Raw genomic sequence first — 18,590 nt, 5'->3', positions numbered from 1 at the left:
CAACTACACGGCGCTGTTCGACGCGCACCCGTTCTGGCAGTGGTTCCTGATCTCCACGGTCATCGCACTCGCCTCCACGACCATCACCGTGGTGGTGTGCTCGATGGCCGGGTACGGCTTCGCCAAGTACCGGTTCCGGTTCCAGAGCGCCCTGTTCAACGTCATGTTCAGCTCGCTCGCCATCCCCTTCGCCGTCATCGTGGTACCGCTGTTCGTGTTCCTGGCGCGGACCGGCACGGCGGACCCGTGGTTCGCACTCGTCGTGCCCTGGGTGGCGCCCGCCTTCGGGATCTTCATGATGCGCCAGTTCGTGGCACAGTCCGTCCCCGACGAGATCCTCGACGCCGGCCGGATAGACGGGGTCGGCGAGGCCGGCCTCTTCTGGCGGCTCGTCATGCCCCTGCTGCGCCCCGCGATCGCCGCGCTCGCGGTGTGGAGCTTCCTGAACTCCTACAACAACTTCCTGTGGCCACTCATCGTCATAGGCGACCCGGACATCTACACCCTGCCCCTGGGGCTGCAGGCGATCTTCGGCGCCGAGGGCCGCCAGTACGACATCGTCCTCGCCGGATCGATGCTGGCCGCGATCCCCTCGATCCTCGTCTTCGTCGCCTTGCGCAAACAGCTCATCGACGGCCTCAGCGCCGGCGCGCTCAAAGGCTGACGCCCCCCTCGGAACCCCGGAGAGGAAGAGATGACCTACACCCCCGTACCACTCCCGCGACACCTGCCCGACCGGCTCACCATCACCCTGTGGGACTTCAGCTGGTACACGCGTACCGGCCCTGGCGAACCCTTCGAGGACCTCGACCGCGCCTTCACCGAGGCCGTCGAGCGCAACTACAACACCATCCGGATCTGCGCCATGCCGTACCTGATCTTCGGCTCCGGGCTGTCTGGAGAGATGGAGTTCGGCCCGCTCGGCGGGGAGTACGGCCAGGGCACCCGCTGGTACGACGTACGCCACCGGGTCCGGCTCGACCCCAGGACCCAGCTGCTCGAGCTGCTGCGTGCCGCCCGGCGCCACGGCGTCGTGGTGATCCTCTCCAGCTGGGAGTACCAGCAGAGCAGCTCCTTCGCCGGCGACCGGCGATGGTTCGACGCGCTCATGGCCGTCGAACCGGAGGACCGCCCCACCCGACTGGCCGACGCCCTCGCCGATGCCTGCGAGCTCGCCGAAGCCGAGGGGCTCGCCGAGGTGATCGCGTTCGTCGAACTGCACAACGAGGTCCAGGGCGGATACCTCACCGAAGGCCTGCCCGGCCGCGAGCCGGCCGTGGTGGAGCTGCGGGAGCGCCTCGAACGCGGCCTGGCCCGCTTCCACGAACGCCAACCCGACGTTCCCGTCACGGTCAACTACGCCCGGGTCCCGCTGGACGCGTTCCGCGGCATCCCCGAGAACATCGACGTCGGCGTCTTCCACCCCTATGTCTACGGAGTCCTCGACGAACTCGTGGTCGGGTACGGCCTGCGGGCGACCGACGGCGGCTTCGACGAGGAGCGTGCCCGCGCCGACCTCATGCGCCCCGGCGCCCCGGCGTTCGACCAGTGGCGTCCGCCCGCCGGCGAGGAGTGGCGGCTGGAGGCCACGATCGTCGGCAAGCCGGAGATCTACGTGCACGACTGGTGTGACGCCGAGGCATGGGACCGATTCCTGTACGAACGCTACGGCGCACACCACGTGTCCATGCTCCGCACCCTGGAGACCTGGATCTCCGCGGCGGCCGATCTCTGCGCCGGACGCGGGATTCCCCTGGTCTTCGGCGAGGGATGGATCGGCTACACCCCGTTGAGCGGCAACTTCGAGGAGGGGCCAGTCGGCGCGGAGTTCTGCCGGCAGGCCGTCCGCCTCAGCGCGCGGGCCGGGGCATGGGGCACGATCGTGTGCTCCAACGCCGCTCCACACCACCCGATGTGGAACGACATTGCCCTCCAGCGTGAGTGCAACGGCGTGTTCTCCGGGACCGAGGCGTCGCCAGGGCGATCGTGAGCTCACGTCGACGCCGAACGGCGGAAGGGCGACCGCTTCGCTCGGCGGACGGGCCGGCTAACGCGCCACGCGGTAGCGGAGGTAGACGACTCTCGAGCTGAAGGTGCGGGTGTCGAGGAGTTCGAGATCCACCCGGCGCTCGTGCTGGGGAAAGAACGAGATGCCGCCGCCGACCAGCACCGGGTAGACCATGGCCCGGTACTCGTCGATCAGGTCCAACGCGGCGGCTTCGGCGGCGAGGGTCGCGCCGCCGATAGCGATGTCGCCCTTCCCCGGCTCGGCTCGCAACCGCTCGATCTCCTCCGCCAGGCCGCCGGAGGCCAGACGGGCGTTGCCCCGCACTGTCGACAGCGTGGTGGAGAACACCACCTTGGGGAGCGGCTTCCAGATCGAGGCCCACTCGAGCTCGGAGTCGTCGAGCGACGGATTCTGGTCGGCCGTCTCCCAGTACAGCATCGTCTCGTACAGCCGTCGTCCCATCAGGTGGACGCCGACCTCTCGAATCTCGTCGATCCAGAAGCGAAAGACCTCCTCGTCGGGCCCCGTCCAGTCGAAGCTGCCGTCCGGCCCGACGATGTAGCCGTCAAGTGAGACGCTCATCGAATAGGTCACGCTGCGCATCACAGGCCCTCCTCGGTAACGGGTTCGCCAGTGTGACCGCCGAACGCCGCAGGACTCATCGCGGCTTGCGGGACCTCAGAGCCTTCGCAGCCCCGAAGAACACGTCGGGGACGACCCACGTGCTCCGGAGGACAGTCCGAGTGGCACGAACGCGAGGCCTCACAGGGTGTGGATTGTGGCTATATGGTCTCGCCATGGGTAATCAATTTCCTCTGGATGCCGTGGATCGAGAAATTTTGTTTCAACTGCGCCGGAACGGTCGGTTGAGCAACGTCGAGCTGGCCAAGCGGGTCGGGCTGACTCCGCCGCCCTGTCTGCGCCGGGTCAAGCGCCTCGAAGAGGGCGGCGTCATCACCGGCTACCGGGCTGTCATCGCCCAGAAGGCCCTGGGGCGCGGCTTGGAGGTTCTCGTCGATGTCGAGATCTACGCCCAGGACCGCAAGACCGTCGAGGAATTCGAGGACACCGTGGCCGCTTATGAGGAGGTCGTCGAGTTCCGCCGCATGTACGGCCGCCCCGACTACTTCATCCGGGTCGCCGTCGCCGACCACGCCGCCTACGAAGCCTTCCTCATCGGCAAGCTCAGCGGTCTGCCCGCTGTTCAGCGCCTCGAGTCCCACCTCACCATGAAGGAGATCAAGGCGGACCCTCGATGAAGGCGCGTCGGGACGGGCTGCCGACGAGGGTGCCCTCCGGCGCCGGCAGCAGCGGGGACTCCTCGTTCACCAGCCGCAGGCAGCTGTCGCTCAGGCCCGACGAGCCCTCGATCCGCAGGGAGACCCGGCCGTCGTCGGCGAGCAGCCCGGAGTTCGCAGGCGGTGTGGGCGATCTGCCGGAGCAGTTCGTGCAGGCCACGCAGCTGGTTCACCGCGATGGCCAACTCGTCGATGGCGCCCATCCAGCGCAGCAGGTCCGGGGTCGCGGGGGCCGGGAACCTCATGGCCGCCTCCGTTGGGCATGTCGGCAGCGCGATGAGCTGTGTCTGCCGCCATATCGGGGGCGAATCACAGTGGGACGACACCTGGGGTGACGGGCGCGGCCGGAGCCACGATGGCGTCCACCACCTCCTGGGCGAGAGGAATCCCCGGTGGACAGCACAAGGGCCTGCGCGCCGCGGTGGTCGGCGAGCGCAGCGCCCGCCGCGTCGAGAGCTGAGCACGGTGACGCGCCGGGTGCGCTACCTGGGCCGGCACAACGAGATGCTGCACGAGGATCCGGTCGAGTGGCGCTACTCGTCCTGGGGGACGATCTACCGTGCGCTGCTCGACGACTTCGGGACCGACGACTACCACCTCGGAGAGTTCTCCGCCGGTTTCGAGCAGGACGCCGACACGGTGACACTGCGGTTCGTCTCCGGCCGGACCGAGACCGCCGACCTGGTGGTGTTCGCCGACGGCATCACCTCAACCGCTCGCACCGGCTCTTCCCGGACTCGCGCCGCGAGTACTCCGGGTATGTCGGCTGGCGCGGCACCGTGCCCGAGGACGAGGTGAGCGTGGAGACCCGGCGGCTGCTCAACTACGTCTGGTACCGCAACGTTCCGGCCGGCCCGCGCTCGACGAACTCACCACGGGCCTGCGGGGCTTCGTCGCGACCGAACGGCAGGCCCCCAGGATGGCAGGCAGGAGCGGCGAGGCGTTGCGCGGCCAGAGCCCGTTCGGACGGGTCGGGACGCCCGAGGAGGTCGCGGCCGCGGTGCTCTACCTGGCCTCACCTGAGGCCGCCTGGTCTTCCGGAGCGGTACTCGACCTCAACGGCGCCTCCCACCTCAGGACCTGAGGACCCGCCGTCGCGGAGACGCCCGCACCCCGCGGGGGACGACACACAGCAGTGGCAAGGAGTCCTACTCCTTGCCACTCTCAACCTATAGCGCACCGGGAGGCTTGCGGCAAGACCCGGTCCGTCCCGCAGAATCGGCGACCCGAAGCCCGAGTTCGCGGAGACGGGGAGTTGCCAAGTGCGTGTGCTGTTGACGACATGGGGATCGCGCGGGGACGTCGAACCGCTGGCGGGACTGGCGGCGGCGTTACGGGAGCTCGGCGCGGAGGCGCGGGTGTGCGCGCCGCCGGACGAGGAGTTCGCGGCGCTGCTGGCGCGGGTCGGCGTGCCGCTGGTGCCGCTCGGTCCGACGGTGCGCTCGGTGGTCGCCGGCGCCAGGCCGCCGACGGTGGACGACGCGTTCCGGCTCGCCCGCGAGCTGGTCGCCGCCCGGTTCGAGACGCTCACCGCGGCGGCCGAGGGATGTGACGCGCTGCTGGGAACCGGCCTGATGCCGGCCGGCGCCCGGGACGTGGCCGAGAAGCTGGGCATCCGCTACGTGCTCGCGTGCTTCCACATCCTCGGGCTGCCGTCACGGCACTTCCCTCCGGGGGCGCGGCCGGGCAGGCAGTACCCGCGGGGCGAGACCGACAACCGGGTGCTGTGGGAGCAGGACGCCCAGCGGGTGAACGCGCTGTACGGCGAAGCGCTCAACAGCCAGCGGGCGGCGATCGGTCTGCCACCGGTAGCCGACGTCCGTGGCCACGTCCTCACCGACCAGCCGTGGCTCGCGGCGGACGCGACGCTGTGTCCGTCGCAGGGCATGACGGACCTCGACGTCGTGCAGACCGGGGCGTGGATCCTGCCCGACGACCGTCCGCTGCCGGCGGAGTTGGAGGCGTTCCTGGACGCGGGCGCGCCACCGGTGTACGTGGGCCTGGGCAGCATGGCCGCGTACGCCCCGAAGGACATCGCCCGGCTGGCCATCGAAGCGAGCCGCGCGCAGGGTCGCCGCGTGCTCCTCGCCCGTGGTTGGGCGGGCCTGGCCCCGATCGACGACGCCGACGACTGCTTCGTCGTCGGCGAGGTCAACCAGCAGGCGCTGTTCCGCCGGGTGGCCGCCGTCGTGCACCACGGCGGCGCTGGCACCACGACGACGGCCACCCGGGCCGGCGTGCCTCAGGTGGTGGTCCCCCAGATCGCGGACCAGCCGTACTGGGCCGCCCGGGTGGCCGAGTTGGGCATCGGCTCGGCCCACGACGGCCCGACGCCGACTCTCGACTCCCTGTCCGCCGCGCTCACCACCGCCCTGACCCCCGAGACCCGGGCACGGGTCCGGGCCCTGGCCGGCACGATCCGTGCCGACGGGGCGACGGTGGCCGCGAGACTGCTGCTCGACGCGGTCAGCCAGGACAGGCCGACCGCCTCCGGGTGACTGCCGCGCCCGCCGTGTCTGCCACCCCGCCGTGCCTGCCGTTCGGCCGGTCAGCCGGTCAGCCGGAAGGTGGCGTCGGCGCGGCCCATGGCGTCGGTGATCTGGTCGAGTCTCAGCTCGTAGCCGTAGTGCCTGATGTGCCGGTCGGGGAAGTTGTACGACTGGTAGGAGGTCCAGGACGACGCGGCCAGTCCCGGTACGGGCAGGAACGTGGCGTCGGCGCGGAACTGCGCCGAGCCGTCGTCCGGTTCGAGGACGAAGTCGAAGTCGCGGTGTCTGAGGTAGTAGCCGGGGAAGTTGACCGACTGGATCGACACGTGTCCCGAGCCGCCCGCCAGGCCCTGGACGACGCGGAACTGCGCGTCCTGCGCGGGGCTGACGTTCGCGTCGACGCGCACGTCGAAGTTGGCGTGCCGCACGTACCGGTCCTGGTGGTTGTAGGACTGGATGCGGTTCACGGGAGTGGTGGTGCCCCATCGGGCCAGCACCCGGCTCTCCTCGGCGGCGGTGAGGTTGAGGATGGAGCCGTGGCGTTTGCGGCTGGTGCCGAGGGTGTAGTCGCCGCGGGTGGTGAAGTTGCGGGTGCTGCCCAGGTTGGTTGACGTGATGGGCATGTAGCCGCGGCCGGTGGCGAACTGGTCGAGCCACAGGGCCCACTCGCCCCGGCCGTTGAACGGCATCCACATGGGTCCTTCCACGACGGTGCCGCCCGTCGCGCCGTTCGAGATGCCCATGTGGGAGAGGTCGCCCAGGGTGGTCCAGGGGCCGAGGACGGCGTTGGCGGCCTCGATGGTGATCTGCCCGTCCGCGGAGGCGCGGTAGTAGCGGTACCCGCCGGTCGCGTTCGGCACCTCCACGATCTGGGTGTCGATGATGCCCCGGGTGCCGGCCCGTTCGATGTAGAGCTGCGGCGTGGTGAAGGTGCGGAAGTCCCGCGTCCGCACGTAGTAGATGCGGTGTTTGGTGACGCCGTCACGAGGCGCGTTCGTCGCCCAGTAGACGATGTAGTCACCGGTGGTGGGGTCGTGGATGGCCTCGGGCGCCCAGGCGTTGCCGGCGCCGGTGATGGCGCCAGCGACGTTGAGCAGGCGTGGCGCCGACCAGTTGACCAGGTCGGTGGATTCCCATACGACGAGCGAGGTGCTGCCCCGGTTGGCCGCGTCGCCCCAGGACGTGCCGCTGGCGATGCGCAGGTCCGTGGCGACGATCCAGTAGCGGTCTCCCGCGGGCGACCGCACGAGCGAGGGGTCGCGAACGCCGCGGGTGCCGACGGTGGACAGCAGCACGGGAGCCCCGTTGTTGAGGTCCGTCCAGTGCAGCCCGTCGCGGCTGTGGGAGAAGTAGATCTGTTCCCCGTTGGCGTGCTCGCCGGTGAAGTGGGCCATGAGGTAGCCGGTGAACGGCTCCAGGGCCGCCGCACGGTCGGCCGCCGTCACCGTCCACGAGGTGAACAGCAGGGCGAGTGCGGCGAGCAGCGACCCGACTCTGGTCATGCTCCGTCGGGATAAGGAGGGCGGCTGGCGCATGGTCGAGCTCCTTCGCTCAGAGGGTGGGGTGATCGTCGCGATGGTGCCTTTCGGGCGGGCGCGTTCGGCATGTCGAGCGGCACACGCACAGTCGAACGGGAATGTAGAACCACGTGTCAGGGGAGTCAACGCTCCTCGTCTCCACCCCGGCTGCCGGTCGTCCGATCCGTCGTCGCCTCGGGTCTCCGCCCGAGACGCGGGTATGGGTGGGAAAGGTCATGATGTGCGGCACGGGAGGGCATCGGGGTGCTGCGGACGGTTTTCGACAGTCAGGTGCTGCCGGCGGCGGACCGACTCGAAGCGTGGCACGAGGTGGTCGCCGAGTCGCTGGTCGCCTGCCGGATGCGTTTCGACCGGACGGATCATCTGCGTCTCTCCATACGGGCCGGGCAGTTGGGGGCGGCGCAGGTGAGCGCCGTCTCTTATCCGTCGATTCGGGTGCTGCGCACCGCCCGGATGATCAGGCGGTCGGACACGGAACCGTCATGGTGGTGGTCCCGCGACGCGGGACGTACATACCGGACCAGGCGAGGCGTCAGACGTTGATCGATCCTGGCGGCCTGGTGGTGATTCCCGCGTTCCGGCCCTACGAGGGGATCGTCGAGGCCGGTGACGACAGCGCCGGAAACCTCATGTGCCTCTTCCCCCGCGCCCTGGTGCCTCTTCCGGAGTCCACGATCGATCCGTTGCTCGGGACACGCCTCCCCGCCAACGACGGGATCGGGGCGCTTCTGGTGGACTTCCTCACCCGACTCGACGCCGGCATGGGCCCAGACCGGCCCGGAGACGGCGCCAGGCTGGGGGTGGTGCTGCTGAACCTGTTCGCGGCCCTGCTCGCTCACCACGTGGAGGCCGAGGACGACCTGCCGCTCGATTCGCGGCGGCGTGCCCTTCACCTCCAGGTCTGCTCCTTCATCGAGCGGAACCTCGGTGATCCCGGCCTGACCCCCGGTGCAATCGCCGCCGCCCACCACATCTCGATCCGCACTCTGCACCGCGTCTTCGAGGAGCACGGGCACACCATCGCCGCCCACATCCGCGCGCAGCGCCTCGATGGCGCCCGCCGGGACCTGATCGACCTGGTCCTGGCCGGGCGGCCCATCCACGCCATCGCCGTCCGCTGGGGCTTCAACGGCCCGGCCGCCTTCAGCCGCGCCTTCCGCGCCGCCTACGACGTCACACCGCGTGAGTACCGCGACCAGGTCTTCCCGCCGGGTCGCCTGGCCAGGTCGTCCAGATAGGCCTGGGTCGCCGCCGCGAGCGGTTCCCGATTCCGCTCCCGCTCCCGATCCCGCTCCCGCGACGCGACGCGGCGCCGTGCCGCTGCCGGTCAGGCGCTCCTCGGCTTGCCCGGCTGGTCGGGCGTGCCGTGCGGCGGCGGTGGTGACGGCTCGGCCGCGGTGGCCGGGCGGACGGTGCCTTCGTGTGGGGTGGGTGCCGGGCGTGCTGGCTCCCGGCCGCCCGGGGTGGGCGTGGCGCCGGCGTCGAGCTCGGCCAGCCGTGCCCGAATGAGCTGGACCACCTGGGGGCGGTCGGCATGGTCGCGTTCGTGGCTCAGCAGCTCCGCGAGGTCCGGCCGGGACAAGGAGCGGATGCGGTGCCCGATCTCTCCCGCCGACAGCTCGTCGTATCCGGCGATGGGGACGCCGTCGTGTCTGCGGTTCATGGCGACCGAGTACCCCGCGCTCGGTGGGGAAACCGCGTTTCGCCACCGCGGAGCGGGGCACCCGGGGGAACCCGGAACACCTGCCGAGATGGTGATGACAGTGCCAGGACGTGAGGAACTGCCGTCCACGCTTGAGCGCTCACCCGCCGAGGCGCAGCGCACGTGGATCAAGGCGCACGACTCCGCCGTGAGGCAGTACGGCGAGGGCGAACGGGCGCACCGGGTGGCCTACGGCGCGCTGAAGCACACGCACGAGAAGGTGGGCGACCACTGGGAGCGGAAGGAGAAGGGCCGCAAGGCGCCCTCCGACCCGCGGTCCGCACGGCCTCGCCAGATCGGCGGCCGCAGCGGTCAGGGCGTCGACGAGAGGGCCACCAAGCGGCATCTCTACGACCTCGCCAAGGACCTGGACATCGAAGGACGCTCCCGGATGGACAAGGGCCAGCTGCTCGCGGCCATCCGCAAGGAGAACCGCGCCCGAACCAGGGCGGCCCGCGGCGGCCGGTGACCTGACACCGCGTCCCACCATCCGTGCCCGCGCCCCACGCGGGACGCGGCCCGCCTCGATCACCTCACGCGCCACCCGGTTAATTTCATGTACCAATGATCTGCGACGGGTTCTCGCCCCCTCCCGACCTCCCTAGGGTCTGCGCAAGCACAAGATCGTCCGGAGGTAGGGCCCGTGAGCATCACACGTCGGACATTCGCCAAGCGTGGCGCGCAGGTCGCGGCTGGGGCCGCATGGTTGGCCGGCGGCTCGGTGGCGCTGGTAACGCCGGCGCGGGCCGCCGCTCGCGGCCGGACGACGGGGGAGCGGGTCACCGTCACCGAGCTGACCAACGCCTCGGCCGCGCTCGCTCCTGACGGGCGGACCATCGCCCTCGACCTGCTCAACCTCCTGTGGACCGTCCCCGCCTCCGGCGGTGCGGCCACCCGTCTCACCGGCATCGAACAGGAGGCGACCGAGCCGGACTTCTCTCCCGACGGCCGCCGGATCGTCTTCGTCTCCTACACCGAGGGCAACTTCCACCTGTGGCTCGTCAACGGGGACGGCACCGGGTTGCGCCGGCTCACCGACGGGTCGGCCGACCACCGCGAGCCGCGGTTCTCGCCGGACGGCACCCGGATCGCCTGCGCCGTCGAGACCGGCAGCCGCTACGCCATCCACGTGCTGCCGGCGGACGGCGGCGACAGCGAGGTCTGGACCGGGGGAACGGCCCAGGAGGCCCAGCCGGTCTGGACCCCGGACGGCTCCGCGATCGCCTTCACCTCGGGTACCGGCAGCGCGCCCCGGGCCATCGAACTGGTCGACGCCTCCGGAAGGCGGAGCACCCTGACCACCGTCTCCGAGGGCTTCGTGGCCGGCCCCTCCTTCTCACCGGACGGCGGCCGCCTCGCCTACGCGCACCTCACCTCGACCGGCACCGCCCTCGTGGTCGACGGCGAGACCGTCAGCGACGCGGCGGAGGACGTCTTCCCCTTCCCCGCCCGATGGATATCCGACGACGAACTGCTGTACACCGCGGACGGAAGGCTGCGCCGCCGCGTGCTCGGCGGCGCGGCGCGTGACATCCCGTTCACCGCCCAGGTCACCGTGGGCCGCGTCGAGGAGCGGCCCGCCGCCCGGGACTTCGACAGCACCGCCGCCCGGCAGGTCAGGGGTGTCGTCAGCCCGGCGCTCTCGCCGGACGGCACCCGGGTCGCCTTCGCCGCCCTGGGCGACCTGTGGGTGATGCGGCGCGGCGCCGCACCCGAGGCCGTGGTCTCCGACGGGCACCACAACACCTCGCCCGCCTGGTCCCCGGACGGCGGCACCCTGGTGTACTCGAGCGACCGCGACGGCGCCGTCGAGCTGTGGCTGCACGAGATAGCGAGCGGCACCAGCCGGCAGCTGACGGCGCTCGGCGGCAGTGCCACCGCCCCGGTGTTCAGCCCGGACGGCTCGACGGTCGCGTTCGTCGCCGACTCCGGCACCCTGCACACCGTCGACGTGGCCACCGGCGACCTCCGCAGGGTCGCGGGACCGCTCAACTCCCCCGGCCGGCCCAGCTTCTCTGCCGACGGCAGGCGGATCTCGGCCGCCGTCCTGGTGCCCGTCACCCCGCGCTACCGCGAGGGCGGCAACCAGATCCTCACCGTCGACCTGGACACCGGCGGCGCCCACTACAGCGAGCCGGTCCCCGGCGCCTCGCTGAGCAACCGCGTCGACGCAGGACCCGTCCACTCGCCCGACGGCCGGTGGATCGCCTACGTCGTCGGCGGCACCCTACGGGTCAGCGCGGTCGACGCCGCGGGACGGCCGACGGGCGAGGCCCGCGAGATCAACGGGGAGACCGCGGACGCCCCCAGCTGGAGCGGCGACTCCCGCTCGCTGCTCTACCTGTCCGACGGCCGGCTGCGCCTCGCCGACGCCGCCGGCGGCCGGGCCCGCGCCGTCCCGCTGCGGCTGACCTGGCGTCAGGCCAAGCCGGCGGGACGCACCGTGATCCAGGCCGGCGGCCTGTGGGACGGCACCGACTCCCGGGTGCGCCGGGACGTCGACATCACCATCGAGGGCAACCGCATCGCCGACGTCTCCCCGCGCGGCGCCGGCCGCACCCGGAGCGGTGACCGGATCGTGGACGCCCGCCACCTCACCGTCATGCCGGGACTGATCGCCGTCCACGAACACGGGCCCTGGGAGCGCAACGCCACCGGCCGGCTGTGGCTGTCGTTCGGCGTCACCGCCGTGCGCTCCCCCGGCACGGCGCACTACCCGGCCGTCGAGGCCAAGGAGGCCGTCGACTCGGGACGCCGCACCGGCCCCCGGGTGTTCGCGGCGGGCGACCTCATCGACGGATCCCGGGTCTACTACTCCTCGGGACGCCCGGTGACCAGCCGCGCCGAGCTGCGGCGCGAACTCGACAAGGCGCGGGCACTCGGCCACGACCTGGTCAAGACGTACGTCCGGCTGCCGTACGCGCTGCAGCGCGAGGCCATCGAGGGCGGCCACCGCCTCGGGCTGCGGGCGACCTCGCACTACCTGCTCGGCCCGCTCGCCCTCGGCGCGGACGGGGTGGAGCACATCGGCGGCACCAGCCGCTACGGGCGCCGCCAGAAGGAGACCCATCTCGGCCACAGCTACCAGGACGTGACCGGCCCGCTGGCCAGCTCGGGCATGTCGCTCACCCCGACCCTCGGTCTCTCCGGGCTCGGCCTGCCCGCCGTGCGGGCCGCGCTGTACCGGTACGCCGAGTGGGCGGTGGACGACCCCCGGCTGACGACGCTGCTGACCCCCGTCGAGTACGCGGAGTTCGCCGACGGCGTTGCGGCCGCGCTCGCCGAGGAGCCGGCGGCGGAGATCGCGTTCGTCAGGCGGCACGTGGAGACGGTTCGCCGCCTGATCGACGGCGGCGGCCACGTCGCCCTCGGCACCGACAGCCCGCTGGTCCCGCCGGCCGTCTACTACCACCTGAACCTGCAGGCCATGGTGCGTTACGGGGTGAGCCCCCACGACGCGTTGCGCTCGGCCACCGTGGAAGGCGCGCGCACCCTGGGACTCGGACGCGACCTCGGCACCGTCGAGCCGGGCAGGCTCGCGGACCTGGCGCTGGTCGAGGGCGATCCGCTGGCGGACATCGCGGCGGCGGCCGCGGTCCGGCAGGTCGTCGCCGGCGGCACCGTGCACCGGGTGGACGACCTCGTCACCGGGCCGGCCGCGACCCGGGCGTCCGCGGTCCGCCACGCGGCGCTCCCGGACGTCCCCCAGGCGCCCGCGCGCGACCGCTACTGGTGGCACCGCGAGGAGCACGCCTCGCGCTCCTGCTGCTGAGGCTGGTACGCCCAACGCCTGAGGTAGGCCAGGACGGCGAGGCCCGGCGGTTGTCGTTCGGCGCCTCAGCCGGGTGGGACGGGGCGGACGGAGTCGCGGACGATGATGTGGGTGCCGAGCACGACGTGTCGCGGGGTGTCGGGCGGGTCGCCGCCGAGGGCCAGCCGCACGGCCGTGTGGCCCAGTTCCCGGTGGGGGACGTGCACGGTGGTGAGATCGATGTCGGCGGCCGGGGGCAGATCGTCGAACCCGACCATGGAGACGTCCCCGGGGATACACAGCCCCCGCTCGCGCAGGGCCTCGCGGGCGCCGGCGGCGATCAGGTCGTTGACGGCGAAGACGGCGGTGAAGTCCCTGGGCCCCGCGTCGAGTCGCTCGCGCATCATGCGGTGGCCCTCGTGGCGCTCCATCGTGCCGTCGACCTCGAGCCCGGGGTCGTGCGGGACGCGGTGCGCGGCCAGCGCCTCGCGGTAGCCGGCGATCCGGCTCTCCTGCGTGGTGTATCCGGGCCGGCGTCCCAGGAAGAGGACGCGCCGGTGGCCCGCCGAGAGCAGGTGGCTGGTGGCGGCGTGGGCGCCTGCGGTGTTGTCGTACTCGACGACGACGGCCGGTATCTCGGGGCCCATGGGCGGGCGGCCGCAGAGCACCAGACGTGAGCCCACCAGCGCCAGCGCGCGGGCGTAGTTCGTCATGCGTTGCCGGTAGGCGTCGTCGGCGACCACGTTCCCCACGAGGATCACGGCCTCGACGTGTTCCTCGCGCATCAGGTGGACCATGTCGAGCTCGCGCTCGGGGTCCCCGCCGGTGGTGCCGACGATGCACAGCCGGCCAGCGGCCGCGGCCTGCTCCTGGACGCCCTGGGCGACATGGGCGTAGTGCGGGGAGGTGACGGAGTTGACCACGATGGCCACGCTCTTGGGCCGGACGCCCGCGAGCCCCCGGGCGTGGGGGTTCGCCACGTAGTCGAGCTCGCGCACGGCGCGCATGACCCTGCCGCGGGTGGCGGGCGCGTTGGGGTAGGTGCCGGACAGGATGCGCGAGACGGTGGCGACGGAGACGCCGGCGCGTGCGGCCACGTCCCGGATGGTCGGAGGGCGGGGCCGTCCGTCCTCGGGGGTGCCTCGGCGGGGCATCGGTCCTCCCTGCGTGCCGGCCTGGAACCGTTTGAACCTTGATCGTGAGGCAGGCGGTACGGCACGTCAAGGCGCTGATGTCGAGTGATCCCGAGTGCGCGGATTATTGACGTGCTCGCGACGCTTTGCTTCCATCTCGAACTGTGTAAACGATTTAACCCGCCGACTCCCCGAGCGGTGCGGAAGATTCCACGCACGTAGCGGCCAAGGAGGTCTGCATGCGCGGCACACAACGGTGGCGAGCCCGTCGCGGGGTGGCCACGATCGCCACGGTGTTCCTCGCGCTCGGCGCGACGCTGCTCACCGTTTCCCCCAGCCCGGCGGCGTCCGGCGGGTCGTCGTCGGCGGCGAGCCAGGCGAGCCCGGTGGAGGCGGCGCTGGCCCCACGCCCCATGGAGAACCTCGGTCGTGGGGTCGTGGCGGTGCGCTCGAGCGCCACCCAGGTGCTGGTGTCCTGGCGGCTGTTGGGGCTCGACCCGCAGGGCATCGGTTTCAACGTGTACCGGTCCACCGCCGGGGGCTCGTACGTCAGGCTCAACTCGGCGGTCCTGACCGGCGGGACCAACTACGTCGACTCCACCGCCGACCTGACCCGGGCCAACAGCTACCACGTGCGTCCGGTCGTGGACGGCGTGGAGCAGGCGGCGAGCGAGCCCTTCACCCTCACGGCCAACCACGCCCAGGAACCGGTGGTCCGGGTGCCGTTGCGCGACGGCGGCCCGGTCAAGTTCGTCTGGGTCGGCGACCTCGACGGCGACGGCGAGTACGACTACGTGATCGACCGCCAGACGTCCCCGCAGCGGCTCGAGGCCTACAGCTCGGACGGGCGGTTCCTCTGGGACGTCGACCTGGGCCCGAACAGCACGAACCAGGACAACATCGAGCCGGGCTCCGCCACGATCGACGTCGGCCACAACGACGGCGTCACGGTCTACGACTTCAACAGCGACGGCCGAGCCGAGGTCGCACTCAAGATCGCCGACGGCGTGCGCTTCGGGGACGGGACGACCTGGACCCACGCCGACGACAACCGGCAGTTCATGGCGATCCTCGACGGCCGGACCGGGGCGATGCTCAACTGGTCCGCGGTGCCGACCGACTACCTGGGCGACGGACCGATGGCCGCCAGGCTCGGGGTGGCGTACCTCGACGGCGCCACGCCGAGCCTCGTCGCCTACCTGAAGAACCGCCAGGACGACGGGGACTTCAACCTCATGATGGCCGCCTGGCGGTGGAGCGGCCAGAACCTGACCATGCAGTGGAAGTGGCTGCGCGGCTCCCAGAACGCGCCCGACGGCCACAACACCCGCGCCATCGACGTCGACGGCGACGGCACGGACGAGATCGCCGAGATCGGCTTCGTGCTCGACGGCGACGGCACGTTGGAGTACTCGATGGCGGGCGAGGGCGTCGTCCACGGCGACCGCTTCCACATCGCCGACATGGACCCGGGCCGGCCGGGACTCGAGGGCTACGGCGTGCAGCAGCGCAACCCCAGCGGGCTGCTCGAGTACTACTACGACGCCGCGAACGGCGCCATGATCTGGGAGCACTTCGGGAGCCCCGCCGACGTGGGACGCGGCATGGCGGGCGACGTCGACCCGAGGTTCCCCGGCATGGAGGTCTGGTCCTTCTCCGGCCTCTACAACGCGCCCACCAACCGGCTCACCGAACCGAACACGTCGTTGCGGCCCTGGCCGCAGCTGGGCCTGTGGTGGGACGGTGACGTCTCGATGGAGCTGCTCAACGACGGCAAGATCGAGCAGTGGGACCCGGCGAACCCGACGCCGACCGGCAGCCTGCCGCGGCTGGTCAGCACGTGGAACCATGGCGCCGTCACCGCGGCCCAGGGCGGCCCCACCCTCGTCGGCGACCTCTTCGGGGACTGGCGGGAGGAGGCCGTGTACACCAACGCGGCCTACGACGAGCTGATCATCTTCACCACGAACCAGCCGAGCGGCACCAGGCTCTACACGCTGGCGCACAACCCCGCCTACCGCAACGCCATGACCTTCAAGGGCTACATGCAGTCCCACCACCCCGACTACTACCTGGGCGCCGGCATGGCCCAGCCTCCCCGACCAAACATCCGCTACGCGGGGTAGGCCACCGACGGCCCGACGCCGGGACCCGCCTCGCGCGGCCCTCGTCCCACCTGGCGGGGACGCGAACCGGCCAAGGAGCGGGGAAAACCGTCGCAGGACGGTTTCCCGGCGTCGGCAGGGCGGTAGCGTACCGCCGGCCGGAGGCGACGGTGGGGCGTCCGGCGGCACGCTGCCGCCACCCGGCGGCGCGGACGCCGTCTCCGCGCAGGCCTCCGGGGCCGCCACCACCGGTGGCGCGGGAACCGCGGCGAGCGGCGCGGGTGTGAGCGCCGCCGCCGTGACCATCGCCTCCGTGGCCGCCGCCTGCGCGGTTTTCGTCGGCCTGGGCTTCGCCATCAGCTCTGTCGCCAACCGGGACGAACCGTCGGCCGCGGAGGACGTGGCCTTCGACGACTCGCTGCCGGCGCTGCCGACCCCGACGTTCACGTTCTTTCTCCCGGAGGAGCTGACGGGGGATCCGACCGGGGACACGTCCGTCCTCTCGTATCCGCCGGGGTGCGAAGAGCGGGGCGACGCGCACTCTGCTTACCTCGAGCGGATGTCAGACGCACCGCTCACCAACCGGGGCACGACGAGGTGTGGGCGGCCGCGACGAGCCAGCTCGGCGCGGACCTGGAGGCGGCGGCCGCCCTGGCCACCGACCCGGCGGTCCGGTCCGCGATCCAGGCGGAGGCTTCCGCCACCGCCGAGATGGCGGCCGCGATACCCCGCGACGAGCCCCTGGACGGGTACCTCGACGCCTGGTACGAGGCGGCCGGCATGGTGCGCGACGCCTGTTACCCCGCGCCCGAGTGAACCCGGTCGGGGACCGGCCCGAGGCGGCCCCGACACCGCGGAGTGCCCGCCTCGGGGCGTTCCGTCCCCGTCAGCCGAACCGGTCGTGGTCGTCCAGGACCTGGTCGAGGACATGGCGGTGGGCGGCGGCCTCGTCCGGGGCGGTGTCGATGTGCTGGGCCAGCATGATGAGGGCCTTCCACAGGGCCCAGCCGCGGGCCCGCGCCCACGTCGGTTCGTCCTGGCGCACGGTGCGGCGGAAGACGTCCCGGCTCTCCCCGGACAGCATCGTCCAGGAGATGACCAGGTCACAGGCCGGGTCGCCGACGCCGGAGGTGCCGAAGTCGATGACGGCGGCCAGCCCGCCGTCCCTGATCAGGAGGTTGTTGGCGGCGATGTCGCCGTGGAACCACACCGGGCGCCCCCGCCAGCTCGCCCTCAGGGCCGCCGCCCACACGGCGGCGGCCCGGTCGACGTCGACCCGGCCCGCGAGCGCCGAGAGGGCGCGCCGGGTGTCGTCGTCGTAGTGGGCCAGCGGCGCGCCGCGGTAGAAGCTGTGCGCCCCCGCCGCCGGCCCGTCCGAGGCGTCGACGCGCTGCAGCGCGAGGATGAACTCGGCCACCGACACCGCGAAGTCCCGCATGTCGTCGATGCGTTCTGGGCGGGCGACCTCGCCTTCCAGCCAACGACGGATCGACCAGTCGAACGGATAGCCTTCGCCCGGCGCTCCTCGCGCCACGATGGGGGGCACGGGGACGGGCAGCCGCGGCGCGAGCACGGGCAGCCATCGGTTCTCCTTGGCGACGGCGGGGGCGTAGCCGGCGGCCGTGGGCAGGCGCACGGTCATGTCCTCGCCGAGTCGGTAGGTCCGGTTGTCCCAGCCGTCGACCTCGACCGGCGTCACCGGCAGGTCGCTCCACTGCGGGAACTGGGCGGCGATCAGCCGCCTGACCAGCGCCGCGTCGATGCCCGCGCGCCCGTCGCCTGAAAGGGTGGAAGCCATGCGGTGCATCGTGTCCGCGGCCCGCCGCGACGGCAATCGGTTTTCCCGCGACGAGACGTCCGGCCGGCGGCGGCGCCCCTGGCCCTCGTCCCTAGGGGGTCTCGCGCCCGCCGTCCCCCGCGAAGGGCCGCGAGGGGTATCCGGTGTCGAAGTGCATGTAGTCGGGCACGTCGATGTTCTGCCAGATCCAGCCCTCGTCGGTGAAGGCCCGCCAGACGGGCCCGCCTTCGAGGACCTTCCCCCGGCCCGCCGTCCGTTCCGCGAACTCGGCGCTGGGGGACCAGCAGTCGCAGCGCAGGTCCATCCAGGGGTTCTCCAGCGGGTTGATGTCGATGGCGCGCCCGTTGGCGTGCGGGGAGTCGGCCTCGGGGGCGTTGATCTGGTCGGGGCGGCGGCAGTTGTAGGCGGCGGTGTTGTCGTCGGCCAGGCTGGCGTTGTTGTCGCCCTCGTACTCCTCGACCGGCCGCATCCGGCGGATGGGGAAGCGCTCCTCGAAGAGCCGGGTGAAGACGCGGACGACGCTCTCCGCGACGTCGGCGTTGACGACGAGGACACCGCGGGCGATCCCGCCCTCGAAGTCGTAGTGGTTGATCTCCACCCGGCGCAGGTCCTCGCGGGTGGCGGGGCAGCCCTCGCGCCACATGCCGACCGCGACCATCTCCTCCCACTGCTCGACGGGCACCTCCCGGATCTCGGGATCGACACTCGGTTCCGGTCCCAGGTCCGGTTCTGGTTCCGGTTCTGGTTCCGGCGTGGTGGGGGCGGGGG

17 protein-coding genes and 1 pseudogene are annotated in these 18,590 nt (G+C 71.8%); 11 read left to right on the top strand and 7 right to left on the bottom strand.

Annotation, left to right across the window (positions count from 1 at the left end; all coding sequences use genetic code 11):
* Window positions 1-664 (top strand): carbohydrate ABC transporter permease (locus E1265_RS17555; RefSeq protein WP_132931255.1); only part of this gene is annotated, 664 nt, incomplete at its 5' end.
* 30 nt (window positions 665-694) lie between these two features.
* Window positions 695-1,990: a cellulase-like family protein gene (locus tag E1265_RS17550; RefSeq protein ID WP_132931254.1), complete on the top strand. Its 1,296-nt coding sequence runs from the start codon at window positions 695-697 to the stop codon at window positions 1,988-1,990.
* 57 nt (window positions 1,991-2,047) lie between these two features.
* Here the strand turns inward: E1265_RS17550 and E1265_RS17545 are convergent, their stop codons facing one another.
* Window positions 2,048-2,611 (bottom strand): dihydrofolate reductase family protein, encoded by a 564-nt coding sequence (locus E1265_RS17545; protein ID WP_132931253.1) that lies wholly within the window; start codon window positions 2,609-2,611, stop codon window positions 2,048-2,050.
* 194 nt (window positions 2,612-2,805) lie between these two features.
* Here E1265_RS17545 and E1265_RS17540 point away from each other — a divergent pair, with 194 nt between their 5' ends.
* Entirely contained in the window at window positions 2,806-3,267 is a 462-nt protein-coding gene (locus tag E1265_RS17540) for an Lrp/AsnC family transcriptional regulator (protein ID WP_132931252.1), read from the top strand.
* On the opposite strand, the gene E1265_RS17535 is transcribed toward E1265_RS17540, so the two are convergent.
* Window positions 3,248-3,466 carry a hypothetical protein gene (locus E1265_RS17535; RefSeq protein ID WP_132931251.1) on the bottom strand — a complete coding sequence of 73 codons (219 nt, stop codon included), beginning with the start codon at window positions 3,464-3,466 and terminating at the stop codon, window positions 3,248-3,250. The two genes, E1265_RS17540 and E1265_RS17535, sit on opposite strands and share 20 nt — an antisense overlap.
* Before the next feature lie 305 nt (window positions 3,467-3,771).
* On the opposite strand from E1265_RS17535, the gene E1265_RS17530 reads away from it, so the two are divergent.
* The 3 genes and pseudogenes from E1265_RS17530 to E1265_RS17520 all read left to right on the top strand — a co-directional run bounded on the left by E1265_RS17530 (window position 3,772) and on the right by E1265_RS17520 (window position 5,804).
* Complete coding sequence (locus E1265_RS17530) at window positions 3,772-4,104, top strand: hypothetical protein (RefSeq protein WP_132931250.1); 333 nt, start codon at window positions 3,772-3,774, stop codon at window positions 4,102-4,104.
* An 88-nt stretch (window positions 4,105-4,192) separates the two neighbouring features.
* Window positions 4,193-4,390: pseudogene (locus E1265_RS17525) on the top strand (SDR family oxidoreductase); the annotation flags it as partial.
* A gap of 178 nt (window positions 4,391-4,568) precedes the next feature.
* The gene (locus E1265_RS17520; protein ID WP_132931249.1) at window positions 4,569-5,804 is read left to right on the top strand and encodes a glycosyltransferase; all 1,236 of its coding nucleotides are present in this window, start codon (window positions 4,569-4,571) and stop codon (window positions 5,802-5,804) included.
* Window positions 5,805-5,854: 50 nt separating this feature from the next.
* Here E1265_RS17520 and E1265_RS17515 read toward each other — a convergent pair whose 3' ends face one another.
* Window positions 5,855-7,297, bottom strand: a complete 1,443-nt coding sequence (locus tag E1265_RS17515) for a glycoside hydrolase family 43 protein (RefSeq protein ID WP_347877210.1) — start codon at window positions 7,295-7,297, stop codon at window positions 5,855-5,857.
* 251 nt (window positions 7,298-7,548) lie between these two features.
* Between E1265_RS17515 and E1265_RS17510 the strand changes: the two genes are divergently transcribed.
* Window positions 7,549-8,571 carry a helix-turn-helix domain-containing protein gene (locus E1265_RS17510; RefSeq protein ID WP_347877211.1) on the top strand — a complete coding sequence of 341 codons (1,023 nt, stop codon included), beginning with the start codon at window positions 7,549-7,551 and terminating at the stop codon, window positions 8,569-8,571.
* 89 nt (window positions 8,572-8,660) lie between these two features.
* Here the strand turns inward: E1265_RS17510 and E1265_RS17505 are convergent, their stop codons facing one another.
* Window positions 8,661-8,996 (bottom strand): hypothetical protein, encoded by a 336-nt coding sequence (locus E1265_RS17505; RefSeq protein ID WP_132931246.1) that lies wholly within the window; start codon window positions 8,994-8,996, stop codon window positions 8,661-8,663.
* Window positions 8,997-9,096: 100 nt separating this feature from the next.
* Between E1265_RS17505 and E1265_RS17500 the strand changes: the two genes are divergently transcribed.
* Together E1265_RS17500 and E1265_RS17495 are read left to right on the top strand one after the other, a co-directional pair.
* Entirely contained in the window at window positions 9,097-9,504 is a 408-nt protein-coding gene (locus E1265_RS17500; protein WP_132931245.1) for a ChaB family protein, read from the top strand.
* Window positions 9,505-9,678: 174 nt separating this feature from the next.
* Window positions 9,679-12,807 (top strand): amidohydrolase family protein, encoded by a 3,129-nt coding sequence (locus tag E1265_RS17495; RefSeq protein ID WP_207931114.1) that lies wholly within the window; start codon window positions 9,679-9,681, stop codon window positions 12,805-12,807.
* 65 nt (window positions 12,808-12,872) lie between these two features.
* On the opposite strand, the gene E1265_RS17490 is transcribed toward E1265_RS17495, so the two are convergent.
* Window positions 12,873-13,883 (bottom strand): LacI family DNA-binding transcriptional regulator, encoded by a 1,011-nt coding sequence (locus E1265_RS17490; protein ID WP_347877209.1) that lies wholly within the window; start codon window positions 13,881-13,883, stop codon window positions 12,873-12,875.
* A gap of 275 nt (window positions 13,884-14,158) precedes the next feature.
* On the opposite strand from E1265_RS17490, the gene E1265_RS17485 reads away from it, so the two are divergent.
* Together E1265_RS17485 and E1265_RS17480 are read left to right on the top strand one after the other, a co-directional pair.
* Window positions 14,159-16,045, top strand: coding sequence for a hypothetical protein (locus E1265_RS17485; RefSeq protein WP_165953776.1), 1,887 nt, complete (start codon window positions 14,159-14,161; stop codon window positions 16,043-16,045).
* A 576-nt stretch (window positions 16,046-16,621) separates the two neighbouring features.
* Window positions 16,622-16,840: a hypothetical protein gene (locus E1265_RS17480; protein WP_132931243.1), complete on the top strand. Its 219-nt coding sequence runs from the start codon at window positions 16,622-16,624 to the stop codon at window positions 16,838-16,840.
* Between the two features lie 70 nt (window positions 16,841-16,910).
* Here the strand turns inward: E1265_RS17480 and E1265_RS17475 are convergent, their stop codons facing one another.
* Window positions 16,911-17,822 (bottom strand): aminoglycoside phosphotransferase family protein, encoded by a 912-nt coding sequence (locus E1265_RS17475; RefSeq protein WP_207931113.1) that lies wholly within the window; start codon window positions 17,820-17,822, stop codon window positions 16,911-16,913.
* A 91-nt stretch (window positions 17,823-17,913) separates the two neighbouring features.
* Window positions 17,914-18,590, bottom strand: a 677-nt coding sequence (locus E1265_RS17470) for a M15 family metallopeptidase (protein ID WP_243740882.1), incomplete at its 5' end; no start/stop codon positions are given.

The organism is Streptomyces sp. 8K308, assembly GCF_004348315.1.
Lineage (GTDB): Bacteria > Actinomycetota > Actinomycetes > Streptomycetales > Streptomycetaceae > Streptomyces.
Note: the sequence above shows the minus strand (reverse complement) of the source record. Positions and strands in the feature narration are given on the sequence as shown.